The following is a 12,454-nucleotide window of genomic DNA, read 5'->3' as shown; positions in this document are numbered from 1 at the left end:
CGATCACGATTATCAAGTCAGGCACAACCTTGTGGGGAAAGGATTCACCGTGGGAGCAAGGCTTGCCCGCGATGAACGATAACGCGGTTCAGCTTTCAGACTGCGGTGCGGCCATCGCGGGCAAGCCTTGCTCCCACAGATAAATCCCCTCGCCACCGTTCTCTTTCCAACAGTCGGACCTTACCGAACCCCGGTCGAGCGCAGCGCCGCCGGCGTGTAGTCGGCTGCCCGGGCTTCGAAGCCGTACTCGTAGCTGTGTTTCTCTTCGTTCTTCATCCCCAGCGCGATGTAGCGGCCGGCGATGATGTCGTAGAGCGCCTCCAGGGTGTAGCCCGGGTTCTGATGGTCGTAGTAGAACTGGGCATGACCTTCGGCTACCCGCCACAGTTGGCCGCGGCCGTCGTAGTGGTCCACCAGCGCGGCCTGCCAGCTGTCTTCGTCGAAGTACATGTGGCGTTTGGCGTAGATGTGCCGCTCGCTGGGCTTGACCGTCCCGACCACTTCCCAGACCCGGTGCAGTTCATAGCGGGTCAGGTCCTGGTTGATATGACCGGCCTTGATCACGTCATCGTACTTGAGGCTGGGCGAATCGAGCTTGTAGCTGTTGTACGGGATGTACATTTCCTTCTTGCCGATCAGCTTCCAGTCGTAGCGGTCCGGCGCGCCGGAAAACAGGTCGAAGTTGTCGGAGGTGCGCAACCCGTCGGCGGCGGTGCCCGGGCCATCGTAGGCCACTTGCGGGGCACGACGCACACGGCGCTGGCCGGCGTTGTAGATCCAGGCCAGGCGAGGTTCCTTCACTTGGTCGAGGGTTTCATGCACCAGCAGCACGTTACCGGCCAGGCGTGCCGGGGCGGTGACCTCCTGCTTGAAATAGGTCAGCACGTTGCTGGCCTTTTCCGGGTCGGCATCCTTGATCAGGAACGGCACGGCGATTTCTTCTTCGAAGCGGATCGGCGTGAAGCTGCCATTGGTCTGTGGCGTGGCCTGGGTAATGATGCGTCGCAGGTTGCCGCCGTGATAACGGGTGATGTGGTTCCATATGACTTCCACGCCGTTCTTGGGGATCGGGAAGGCGTAGTAACGGTTGCCGGTGAAGTTGGACAAGCCATTACCGTCGTTGATGGACGCCACGTTGAGGGCGCTGCGCTTGGCCGACTCGTAGATTTCCGGCGGCAACGCGACGCTTCGATGGGTCGGGTAGACCGGGATCTTGTAGGTCTCCGGGTAGCGCTTGAACATCGCCACCTGCCCTTCGGAGAGTTTGTCCTTGTATTTGTCCACGGTCGCGGCGGTGATGGTGAACAGCGGTTTTTCATTGGCGAACGGGTCGGCCAAAAAGCCCTTGCTGTCCACGGCCCCGGCGTTTTTCGCAATACCACCGGTCCAGGCCGGGATCGAGCCATCGGCATTACCGGCTTTTTCCGCGCCCAACGGCGTGAGGCTGGTGCCCAGTTTATTCGCCTCCTCCGGCGAAACCGCCGCCATCACGTTCGCCGCCAGCAGGCTCAAGGCCAGGGCACCGCATTGCAGGATCATCTTGCGCATTGGGTTTTCCTTGTCAGCCAGATCAGAAGTTCACGCCGAAGCTCAGCGCGAGGAAATCGCGGTCTTCGAGAACGTTGTAATCGCCGCCAAAAAAGTCGGTGTAGCTCAAGCTGGCGGTGTAGGTGTTGCGGTAATCGGCATCGACACCAACGCTGATGGCCTTGGCGCCTTCGTTGAACAGACCGTTGGGGCCATAGCCGGCCACGTCGTGGGACCAGGACACATTGGGCTTGAAGTTCACTCCGCCGATCACGTTGGAGTAATCGAGAATCGCCCGGGCGCGGTAGCCCCAGGACGTCGAGGAGACGAAACCATCGGTGTCGCCCTGGAAGCCGTATTGGCCATAGACCGAGTCACGGCCATAACGCAGCTTGTCCTTGGACTCCAGGCCACCGACATGCACCACCGCAGCCTCACCGACCAGGGTCAGGCGATCAGCCCCCAGCACCTGATCGAAGAAGTGCGTCAGGGTGCTCTGGACCTGGGTCACTTCCTTGCGCCGGTAACCGGTGTTGTCGGCTCCCGGTGCGGTCGCGATGGGCGATGCCGCGCCACCGGCAATCGGGTTGACCAGGGCCAGGGTCAGGTCGTTGGTATTGACCTGCACCGGCGCGTTGGGACGGTAGCTGACTTCCCCGGTCCAGGCGGTGCCGGTGGGCAACGTCGTGGAGAAACTGGCGCCGTACAGGCGGATGTCTTCCGGGTATTCAAGGTAGTACCCACCACGGCCCAGCATCACGCTTTGCGCCAGACCCGCACCGCTGCCCGGGGCCAGGCCGTTGGCGATCGCGACCATTCCCGGCAACGCCGCCAGCGTCGACAGCCCCGCCGTGGTGGTCCCGACGGTAGGCGTACGGCTGTGGTAATTCATGAAGTACAGGCCATACTCGGTGTCATCGCCGAGCCAGCGCAACGCCGTGCCCCACTGGCCGGAGTCGCGAGCGTCGCGGTCGCCGCCACGGGGAATGATCACCCCTTCCCTGGACACCTGGATCTCCTGGCCGAATGCCTGGGTCAAGGGCACGAACGGCGCAATCGCCGGACTGCCCACGGTGTAGCCACTGGTGCAACCATCGGCCACCACGTCGTTGCCGAAGAACGTGCCGCAGTTGTCCACCACGGTCTGATCCCACTCCAACTGGTAGAAACCTTCGATGGTGAGCTTGTCGGTCAGACCCTGGGAGGCGAACAGCATGTTCACCGGGATCAGGCCTTCCTTGATCTCCGCACCGGGGCGACGGAACGCGGACACGTCCACCGGGTTGATGCTGTTGATGGAGTTGCCGATGAAGGTGCTTTCCCCCCAACTGACCACCTGCTTGCCGGCGCGCACGGTGCCTGGCAAATCGGCGATGGAATAGTTGTGATAGACGAAGGCATCGAGAATCTGTGCCCCCGAGGACTTGGCGCCTTCCTTGCGATTGCTGTCGCTGATGTCCTTGAACTCGCGGCCCTCATCCTTGAGCTCGAAGTCATACCAGTACTTGCCGCGCACGAACACGCCGGTATCGCCGTACTTGAGCTCGAGGTCGTGCAGGCCCTTGAAGATTTTGGAAAAGGTCTCGCCTTTCTTGAAATTCAGCCGTCCGTCATCACCGGTGGAGGATTGGCCCCGTCCGCCGTTGACCGTGCCGACCAGGTCTTTGTCGGCATCGCGCATGCCCCAGCTCGCGCCCACGGACAGCGACGAATCGAACTGACCCTCGATCTCGCCAATGTTGAATGAAACGGCCTGCGCCTGGGCACAGCAACCCAAGGCCACCGCGACGGCCAGCGCCTGCGGTTTGAAGATGGCGCGCATTGTTATTGTTGTCATGCGTCTTCCCCGGTGAGTGACAGAGGCTTCACCCTACTGCCGCACGCCATGGGCGATAAGCGCACCAAGGAGGTATTCGCGCTGTACCTCAAAAGGATTACAGCCCCTGCGAGACGGGCGTTTGCGCGCCCCATGGACGGACTGGATGATGGGCCATCAGCGCCACGCATATTCCTGCCCCGCCTGCGACTGTTACGCGCCCTGCAACGGTGCATGTCCGGATCCGGGCTGTTTCCCGTCGGCCTCGATCCCTATGCTGGCCGGGCTTGCAGGGCAACGGGCCTGCAAGCGCAAGTCGCCATGGCCTCCCTCCAGCCTGGCGCACCGTCATTCGGATGGATTGGCGCATCGGTCCATCATCCCGTGTTCATCGACGTTGGTTTGTAGCTCCTTTGCAACGTCACGCTTAGGCCGCTGCTTTTTGCAGCGGCCTTTTTTATGTGCGGGTATTTTCGAGTTAGAACTTCTTGTTTCCTACGTTGCTGTAGGAAATCCTCGGCGCGCGCTTTGCCTGGATGTTGAGCCGTGTGGGATAGGGCCCTATCGAGACCACCGCGAGCCTGGCGGCCCGGGTGAACCAGTATTGTCCATGAGCACGCTTGCCGCGCTTGGCGGCAACCGGCCCGGCGGCGAGATTTAGATAGCGTGGCGTTGCAGATTCGCCATCATTTCTTTCAAGGCTTCCAGGTTGTCGTTCGGGTGTACCGCATCCTCGAAGTCACAGATCTGCTGCCAATGGGCGGCGACGTCTTCGGGCGAAAAGCCTTTGCGCGGGTCGAAGCCCGCACCCAGGCTGCGCTCCCAGCGCACCTTGCCCATCCAGCCGCCGCCCACTTCGAACAAGCCGGAGGTTTCCTGGCAGGTCTCACTGGCCAGGTACACCACCAGCGGGCTGACGAGTTCGGGCTTGAGTTGTTCGAACACCTGCGGCGGGATCAGGCCTTCGGTCATGCGGGTGCCGCCAGTGGGGGCGATGGCATTGACCAGGATGTTGTTCTTGCGGCCTTCGATGGCCAGGGTGCGGGTCAGGCCATAAAGGCCGAGCTTGGCCATGCCGTAGTTGGATTGGCCGAAGTTGCCGTAGATGCCCGAGGTGGACGCGGTGAAGATCACCCGCCCGTAGTTTTGCTCACGCAGGTGCGGCCATGCGGCCCGGGTCACCTTGTAGGCACCCTCGACGTGGACGCGGTAGACCAGGTCCCAATCGGCGTCGTCCATTTTGTGGAACGTCTTGTCCCGCAGGATCCCGGCATTGTTGACCACCACGTCGACGCGACCGAACGCATCGAGCGCGTTTTGTACCAGCTTGTCGCCATCGGTGACCGAGTCGTGGTTGGCCTCGGCGATGCCGCCTGCCTCGCGGATTTCGGCGACCACCCGATCCGCTGCCGAGGCATTGGCCCCTTCCCCTTGCGCCGAGCCGCCAAGATCGTTGACCAGCACTTTCGCGCCTTGCCTGGCGAACAGCAACGCATGGGCGCGTCCCAGGCCACCGCCGGCTCCCGTGACGATCACGACTTTATCTTCGAAGCGCACAGACTCACTCATGGCAGAACTCCAGCAGGCGGATAGGACAATGACCACGAGTGTCCGGTACCTGTCGGCCGGTCACAATCAACACGATTGCCAGTGAATGGTGGCCGATAAGGCGGGGGGATGATGCAGGCCCAAGCCACGGCGGCGCATTCGACTTTCCTGCTGGCAGGAGGGCCGCTATCGCGAGCAAGCTCGCTCCCACAAGGATTTGCAGTGGAACGCAATCTTGTAAACGCCCGAAAACTGTGGGAGCGGGCTTGCTCGCGAAAGCGGTCTTCCAGTCAGAATGGATGTTGGCCGTGCTGGCGCCTTCGCGAGCAAGCCCGCTCCCACACAGGTTCGCTCCTCAATGCCAAGTCGTCAGGTACAGGCCATTTGTCTGTGCGGCGCGGCGATGGTTTCGCGAAACGCCAGGTAATGCTTGAGCACCTGCACCGGTGCTTCGGTGTGCGGGTAATGACCGATGTCGGGCAGCAACACCGTGTCCGGGCTCGGGATCAGGGCCTCGTAGCGCGCCACCATGTGTTCACCGGAAATCGGATCGACCGCGCCATCGATCACCCGCAACGGCACTTCGCCGCGCTGCATCGCCAGCACCCAGCGATCACGCTGCACACGACGTTCGGGAATATAGCCGATGAGTTTGTGCATGATCCGCGGACCGTGATGAGCCTCCACCAGGCTCCAGAAGTCATCCAGCTCGCTTTCGGTAGGGCCGGTCCTGGGGCCGAAAATCTGCCGAAAGCTGCTGGCCAGGCTTTCCCGGGAGAACATCCGCCCCAACAGCCAGCCCAGGGGGCTCAACAAGAGTTTCTGGGCCCATACCGGGCGGTGGGTTTCGGGGAACAGGCCGCCATTGAGAAAGACACAACTGTCAAGGTGGATGCGTGCTTCGTAATGCCGAGCGAGCAGTTCCTGGGCCACGCTGTCACCGTAATCGTGGGCCAGTACATGCACCGCACCCTTCACATTCAGGTGCGCCAGCAAGGCCTGCTGCAGATCGGCTTGCTCCAGCAGGCTGTAGACGTGATCCATCGGTTTGGCGGAATCACCGAAACCGAGCATGTCACACGCGATCACCCGGTAGCGTTGCGCCAAGGGTTGCCACAGGTAATGCCAATCCCAACTGGCGGTGGGAAAACCATGGATCAACAGCAGCGGCTCGCCCTGGCCCGCCACCCAATAACGGATGGCGTGGCCACGGAACAGGAAAGTCTGGCCGCGCTGGCGCCAAATACGCAGGGGAATCTGGGCCAGGGGCATCAGCTTCTATACCCGGTGTCTTGTTGATCGAGCTTGCGCAGCAACGCCGGCCAGGCCAATGCGCCGCCCATGCCTTGGGCACTTTTGGTCACCCCGGCGATCATCGCCCGGGCGCCGGCCAGAATCTGCGGTTCGATGGCAATCAATTCAGCCCCGCCGTTCTGGGCCAGGACCTGGATGTCACAGGCCCGTTGAAAGGTGAACATCATCAGGAAGGTATCGGCGATGGTGCCGCCGCATGTCAGCAAGCCATGGTTGTGCAGCATCAGGAAATTGCTTTCGCCAAGGTCAGCCTGCAGGCGCGCCTTCTCTTCGTGATTCAAGGCCACCCCTTCGTAAGCGTGATAGGCCAGGCTCGACAGCACGAACAGTGCTTGCTGGCTGATCGGCAACACGCCTTGCTTCTGCGCCGATACCGCGACACCGGCGGCGGTGTGGGTGTGCAACACACAAGCCACATCATGGCGCACCTCATGCACCGCGCTGTGGATGGTGTAGCCGGCCGGATTGATCTCGTAGGGGCTGTCCATCAACTTGTTGCCGGCCTGGTCAACCTTGACCAGGCTCGAGGCGGTGACTTCATGGAACATCAACCCGAACGGGTTGATCAAAAAATCCTCGGTGCCGGGGACCTTCGCGGAAATATGGGTGAAGATCAGGTCATCCCAGCCATGCAGCGCGACAAGCCGATAACAGGCGGCAAGGTCCACCCGGGTTTGCCATTCGGCCGCACTGACCTGTTCCTTGATACTGAGTGTCGTTTGGACGGGCGCTACGCTCACGGCTATGGCCTCTGGTTTCTTGTTATAGGAGTTTTGTCATCAAAACGTCGTACTCAAGAAAGTCAGTCTAGTCAGGTCTTTCAGAGGCGGTAGTTGCATTGGCAGCCAGCTTACTGGCCAAACGAGTCAGCGCATCCGCTTCAAGGCCGCAACGTGTCGATCAACTCAGCCAGCCACGGCTCGGCGTCAGTTTCCGGTGTGACGCTTTCGCTGGCATCCAGACGCAGCATCGGCAGCAGTTCGCGAACGCCCAGTTCGGCGAACAGTTCGCACATCTGCTCGCCGCCGGCGCAGAAGGTATCCCCGTAACTGGCATCGCCCAGGCCAATCACCGCGCCGGGCAAGCCGCGAAAGAACCCTGGCAATTGGTCTCGGATGGTCGAATACAACGGCATCAGACTGTCTGGCAGCTCGCCCATGCCGGTCGTAGAAGTCACCGCCAGCAAGGCTTCTGGTGCAAATGCCTGGACATCCGCCAGGGTCGCACGAGGGTCGTGCCAGGCGTCGAAGCCCGCGTCGCGAAGCAGTTTGGCGGCGTGCCGGGCGACTTCTTCGGCGGTGCCATACACTGAGCCGGAAAGAATGGCGACTTTCATCAATCTGATCCTGATCCTGAAAAAAGAGCCGGGATAGTAACAGTTGCACCCACAAGGCTGCGAATGGCTCTCAACGGCAGTAATGGCCAGTAGACAGCCTTTCGATTTCTTCTAAAATGCTGATTCAACACGGATGTTCAAAAGGGCTCTTTCCAATGATCAACGCTCAATTGATGCAATTGGTCATCAATGCTTCCAACGACGGGGTTGTCATCGCTGAAAAAGAAGGCGAAGACAATATCCTGATCTATGTGAACCCGGCCTTCGAACGCTTGACCGGCTATCACCGCGACGAAATCCTTTACCAGGATTGCCGGTTCCTGCAGTCGGGTGATCGGGACCAACCGTCCCTGGAGCCGATTCGCAAGGTCTTGCGAGAGGGCGGTGCCTGCCGAGAGGTGCTGCGCAACTACCGCAAGGACGGCACGCCGTTCTGGAATGAGCTGTCATTGTCCACGGTAAAGAACCAGGCTGACGGGTTTACCTATTTCGTCGGTGTGCAAAAAGACGTCACGACCCAGGTCAAGGCTCAACAACGCGTCGCCCAGCTGGAAAAGGAGCTGGCCGAAGCCCGGGAAACGATTGCCCGGCTTGAAGCGACGAACGGTGCAAACAAAACCACGAATTAATGGTCAGTCACTACAATCACCAGTGAAAACGTAAATTATCATTTCGAGCCGACCATGCAGCGCGATGCCCTCCTGACGCAGGATGAACTGGATTTCATCCGGACGATGCAACATAACCCGCAGTTGAACGAGCGGGATGTCACGTCGAGCTTGCTGGTCAACGGTGGGTCGCAGATCCGTGACTTGTTGACGCGCCTGGCGGCGAATGAACAGGTCACCCTGCAAGCCAATTTCGAAAACCAGCAAATGACGTTTCCATTGCACCTGGTGGAAGACGAATTCCATGCGATGCACCTGCGCCTGGGTGTGCCGAGCATCTATGAAGACGGCCCGAAGATACGCCCGTGGCGCCTGACGCTCGACGAGCCGGTGGCGCTGGAAAACATCAAGGGCCAGCCGGGACCACTCTGGGTCCACGAAGTGTCCTGCAAGGGTGTATTGCTGGAAAACCGCAGCCGGACCAAGCCACCGAAGCAGTTTGCCTTGTGGTTCAGCCCCTCAGGCTACGAAAGAATTTCGTTGCGTGGCGGCTTCGAACGGGAAACCGATCGAGGTTTGCTGGCCTATCACCTGAACCAGAATGACCAGGACGAGACCGAGCGCCTGCGCCAGTACATCCTGCAGCAACATCGCCTGACCCATCCCTCCATGCATCTCTAGGTGTCGAGGTTGCCTGCCAGAAATTGACGCAGGCGCTGGCGCATCACTGTTCCTTCGTTACCCAGGCAACCGATCGACGAGCCAGTCAGGCTTTCCTGCGCCAGGTCGGATGCTTCACCGGCCAGCATCAACGGACAATCCAGGCTCATCGCCAATTTGCCCAGGCGCTTGGACAAGTCAGGGACCGGCGCATGATTGGAAACCAGCACCAAGGCCAGCGGCTGGATCTTCTGGCACACCAAGGTCAGTTCGTTGAATGGCAGGCCGATCGACAGCGCCCTGACGCCCACGTCCGCGCTGGACAGGAACAGCGCCGTAACCAGCAACTCCAGCTCACGGCACTGGCCGGCCAGGGCACAGACCAGGACCCGCGGCGAATGACCTTCGCGCTTGAACAACAGCCGTTGGATGATGCGCGAACGCAGGAACCCGTCGAAAAACACCCATTCACTGATTTGCCCGAACTCTGGCTGGCGATACAGCATTTGTCGCCAAAGCGGCATCAGGATGTCCTGGAATACGACCGGCACGGTGTAGGTGGAAAAGACCTGGCCGTAGACGCGATCCAGTTCCACATCGTCAAAGTTGCCAACCGCGTCCGCCACCTGTTGTTGCCAGCGGGCGTGATCAGCCTTGACCAGGTCGGATGAAAGCAGCGTGGAAACCGGTTGCACCGCCTCGGTCTTGGCCAGGATCTTGCCCACTTTGCTGACTGCCACGCCGCGCTCGATCCACGCCAGGATGCTGCGAACCTTTTCGATATCGCTCAACGAGTACAGGCGATGCCCACTTTCGGTGCGGGTAGGCTGGATCAAACCGTAGCGCCGCTCCCACGCGCGTAGGGTCACTGGATTCACGCCGGTCATCCGCGCGACTTCGCGAATGGGGAACAGGTCTTCCCTTTTCAAGGCTGATGCCTGGAAAACAAAGCTATCCTCTGTGATTACGCTCATTTTGGCAGACAATTCCGGCTGGAAAATTGGATCCTATCTTCCTCCTCCAAGACACGTCATGACAAGGGCAAACGTATTCAGGTGTGCGGCTTTGTTGTTTTCCGTGCAATCGGGAATAATCCTTGCCTGTCTTTTGGCGACCAGACGCTACCCACCACCCCGGGGCGTCCCCCGCAAACCTCCTATCCGGAGCGCTGCGCCTGTCTTACGGAGATACATAATGTCGACTTCACCCGTCACTTTGATGGTGGCCCGCCGCGTCGCCAATGGACGCTATCAGGATCTGATTGCCTGGTTGCGCGAAGGCGAACAATTGGCCACCGATTTCCCTGGTTACCTGGGGTCCGGCGTGCTCGCGCCACCGCCCCAGGACGATGAATTCCAGATCATTTTCCGTTTTGCCGACGAGCAGACACTGCACGCCTGGGAACACTCCGCCTCGCGCACGGCCTGGCTGGGACGGGGCAGCGATCTGTTTGCCCATCCCTCCGAACATCGGGTGCGTGGTATCGATGGCTGGTTCGGCTCGGTCGGCCAGCGTCCGCCACGTTGGAAACAGGCCGTGGCCATCTGGCTGGCGTTCTTTCCCGTGTCGCTGTTGTTCAATTTCCTGTTGGGACCGCTGCTGGGCGAACTGGGCCTGTTGAGCCGCGTGCTCATCAGCACCGTCATCCTGACACCGCTGATGGTCTACCTGTTTATCCCGATGTCGACCCATCTGCTGGCGAACTGGCTCAACGGCGCGCCGCAGCGGGCATTGCCGGCTACGCAGAATCATTGAGGCCACCTGCCTCGACAGTCCTCCTGTGGGAGCGAGCCTGCTCGCGATAGCGGTGTGACAGTCAATGAGGATATTGAAGGTCAGGCCGTCATCGCAAGCAAGCTCGCTCCCACAGTGGGCAACTGGTCGCGACCGGATTGACCTTTGTACATAGGATGCGCCCCGCGTCGCTGTTATAGTTTTGCTCTTGCCGTGAACCGAGCCGTCCCATGTCCAGCGCCACCGCTCCGATCCTGATCACTGGTGCAGCCCAGCGCGTCGGCCTGCATTGCGTCCGGCGCTTGCTGGAGGACGGGCACCCGGTGATCGCGACTTATCGCACCGAACGCCCCGGCGTGCAAACGTTGCGAGACCTGGGGGCGGTGGTGCTGTTCGCCGACTTCTCCAGCGAAACGGGGATCCTGGCCTTTATCGAACAACTCAAGCAACACACCGACCGACTGCGGGCCATCGTGCACAACGCCTCGGCCTGGCTGGCCGAAGGCCCGGGCAGCGAAGCGGCGGCCTTCAACGCCATGTTCGGCGTGCACATGCTTGCGCCTTACCTGATCAACCTGAATTGCGCCGAGTTGCTGCTGCGTTCAACGCCGGCGGATATCGTGCACATCAGCGATGACGTGACCCGCAAGGGCAGCGCCCGACATATCGCCTATTGCGCCACCAAGGCCGGCCTGGAAAGCCTGACCCTGTCGTTCGCGGCCAAGTTCGCCCCGGCGATCAAGGTCAACGGCATCGCCCCGGCCCTGCTACTGTTCAACCCCGAAGACGACGCGGCTTACCGCGCCAAGGCCCTGGCCAAGTCCGCACTGGGTATCGAACCCGGCAGCGAAGTGATCTACCAGAGCCTGCGTTATCTGCTGGACAACCCTTATGTCACCGGCACGACCCTGACCGTCAACGGCGGGCGGCACGTCAAATAGCCTTGTTTCGAGGATGCACCATGACGCTATCCCTGCCCCAGAACTACCGCGAGATCCTCATCGGCCTGGGGGAAAACCCCGAGCGCGAGGGTTTGCTCGATACCCCGATGCGTGCCGCCAAGGCCATGCAGTATCTTTGTCACGGGTATGAACAAAGCGTCGAGCAGATCGTCAACGGCGCGCTGTTCGCCTCTGACAGCGATGAAATGGTGATTGTCGCCGACATCGAACTCTATTCGCTCTGCGAACATCACCTGTTGCCCTTCATCGGCAAGGCCCATGTGGCTTATATTCCTACCGGCAAGGTCCTGGGGCTGTCGAAGATCGCCCGGTTGGTGGACATGTTCGCCCGCCGCCTGCAGATCCAGGAAAACCTGACCCGGCAAATCGCCGACGCAGTGCAGCAGGTCACCCAGGCCGCTGGCGTGGCGGTGGTGATCGAGGCCCAGCACATGTGCATGATGATGCGCGGTGTCGAAAAACAGAACTCGACCATGAACACCTCGGTGATGCTCGGCGTCTTTCGTGATTCCAGCACCACGCGCCAGGAGTTCCTGCAATTGATTCGACGGAGCAAGTAAATGCCACAACTTCAGCCTGCCATGGCACGCATCAAGGTCAAGGACCTGCGCCTGCGCACCTTCATTGGCATCAACGAGGATGAGATCCTCAACAAGCAGGATGTGTTGATCAACCTGACCATCCTCTATGCCGCCCAGGAGGCGGTGCGCGACAACGACATCGACCACGCGCTGAACTACCGCACCATCACCAAGGCGATCATCGCCCACGTGGAAGGCAACCGCTTCGCCCTGCTCGAACGCCTGACCCAGGAATTGCTCGACCTGATCATGGCCAACGAGTCGGTGCTGTACGCCGAAGTCGAAGTCGACAAGCCCCACGCCTTGCGATTCGCCGAATCAGTGTCGATTACGCTCGCAGCAAGCCGGGCTGCTTCATAGCCGCTACT

Annotated in this window: 13 protein-coding genes; 6 read left to right on the top strand and 7 right to left on the bottom strand. The window is 60.6% G+C overall.

The genetic code is table 11. The annotated features are described in order from the left end of the window. Nucleotides 1-180: 180 nt before the first annotated feature. The 6 genes from IB266_RS19510 to IB266_RS19485 form a co-directional block, all read right to left on the bottom strand. Nucleotides 181-1,548: a DUF1329 domain-containing protein gene (locus IB266_RS19510; protein ID WP_192262145.1), complete on the bottom strand. Its 1,368-nt coding sequence runs from the start codon at nucleotides 1,546-1,548 to the stop codon at nucleotides 181-183. Between the two features lie 22 nt (nucleotides 1,549-1,570). Further along, complete coding sequence (locus tag IB266_RS19505) at nucleotides 1,571-3,364, bottom strand: DUF1302 domain-containing protein (protein WP_192262144.1); 1,794 nt, start codon at nucleotides 3,362-3,364, stop codon at nucleotides 1,571-1,573. Between the two features lie 636 nt (nucleotides 3,365-4,000). Beyond that, on the bottom strand, nucleotides 4,001-4,912 hold the full coding sequence (locus tag IB266_RS19500) for an SDR family oxidoreductase (protein WP_060740699.1): 912 nt from the start codon (nucleotides 4,910-4,912) through the stop codon (nucleotides 4,001-4,003). A 348-nt stretch (nucleotides 4,913-5,260) separates the two neighbouring features. Then, nucleotides 5,261-6,163 carry an alpha/beta fold hydrolase gene (locus IB266_RS19495; protein WP_192262143.1) on the bottom strand — a complete coding sequence of 301 codons (903 nt, stop codon included), beginning with the start codon at nucleotides 6,161-6,163 and terminating at the stop codon, nucleotides 5,261-5,263. Then, on the bottom strand, nucleotides 6,163-6,945 hold the full coding sequence (locus IB266_RS19490) for a class II aldolase/adducin family protein (RefSeq protein ID WP_192262142.1): 783 nt from the start codon (nucleotides 6,943-6,945) through the stop codon (nucleotides 6,163-6,165). The genes IB266_RS19495 and IB266_RS19490 overlap by 1 nt, the downstream gene beginning before the upstream one ends. A 140-nt stretch (nucleotides 6,946-7,085) precedes the next feature. Next, nucleotides 7,086-7,541, bottom strand: a complete 456-nt coding sequence (locus IB266_RS19485) for a flavodoxin (RefSeq protein ID WP_072409423.1) — start codon at nucleotides 7,539-7,541, stop codon at nucleotides 7,086-7,088. A 155-nt stretch (nucleotides 7,542-7,696) separates the two neighbouring features. On the opposite strand from IB266_RS19485, the gene IB266_RS19480 reads away from it, so the two are divergent. Continuing rightward, the gene (locus IB266_RS19480; protein WP_192262141.1) at nucleotides 7,697-8,170 is read left to right on the top strand and encodes a PAS domain-containing protein; all 474 of its coding nucleotides are present in this window, start codon (nucleotides 7,697-7,699) and stop codon (nucleotides 8,168-8,170) included. A gap of 54 nt (nucleotides 8,171-8,224) precedes the next feature. Beyond that, nucleotides 8,225-8,830, top strand: coding sequence for a hypothetical protein (locus tag IB266_RS19475; protein ID WP_072409419.1), 606 nt, complete (start codon nucleotides 8,225-8,227; stop codon nucleotides 8,828-8,830). On the opposite strand, the gene IB266_RS19470 is transcribed toward IB266_RS19475, so the two are convergent. Beyond that, nucleotides 8,827-9,783 carry a MerR family transcriptional regulator gene (locus tag IB266_RS19470; RefSeq protein WP_192262140.1) on the bottom strand — a complete coding sequence of 319 codons (957 nt, stop codon included), beginning with the start codon at nucleotides 9,781-9,783 and terminating at the stop codon, nucleotides 8,827-8,829. The genes IB266_RS19475 and IB266_RS19470 overlap by 4 nt on opposite strands. 220 nt (nucleotides 9,784-10,003) lie before the next feature. On the opposite strand from IB266_RS19470, the gene IB266_RS19465 reads away from it, so the two are divergent. From IB266_RS19465 to folX, 4 genes are all read left to right on the top strand, one after another. Continuing rightward, the gene (locus IB266_RS19465) at nucleotides 10,004-10,564 is read left to right on the top strand and encodes an antibiotic biosynthesis monooxygenase (protein ID WP_192262139.1); all 561 of its coding nucleotides are present in this window, start codon (nucleotides 10,004-10,006) and stop codon (nucleotides 10,562-10,564) included. 209 nt (nucleotides 10,565-10,773) lie between these two features. Continuing rightward, nucleotides 10,774-11,484, top strand: a complete 711-nt coding sequence (gene folM, locus IB266_RS19460) for a dihydromonapterin reductase (RefSeq protein ID WP_192262138.1) — start codon at nucleotides 10,774-10,776, stop codon at nucleotides 11,482-11,484. Nucleotides 11,485-11,504: 20 nt separating this feature from the next. After that, nucleotides 11,505-12,065 (top strand): GTP cyclohydrolase I FolE, encoded by a 561-nt coding sequence (gene folE / locus IB266_RS19455; RefSeq protein ID WP_192262137.1) that lies wholly within the window; start codon nucleotides 11,505-11,507, stop codon nucleotides 12,063-12,065. Beyond that, entirely contained in the window at nucleotides 12,066-12,446 is a 381-nt protein-coding gene (folX, locus tag IB266_RS19450; protein WP_046063560.1) for a dihydroneopterin triphosphate 2'-epimerase, read from the top strand. The last annotated feature ends 8 nt before the right edge of the window (nucleotides 12,447-12,454 follow it).

Origin of the sequence: Pseudomonas sp. Pdm06, from assembly GCF_014851795.1 — a bacterium.
Lineage (GTDB): Bacteria > Pseudomonadota > Gammaproteobacteria > Pseudomonadales > Pseudomonadaceae > Aquipseudomonas > Aquipseudomonas fluorescens_AA.
This window is presented reverse-complemented; position numbering and strand designations above follow the sequence as displayed.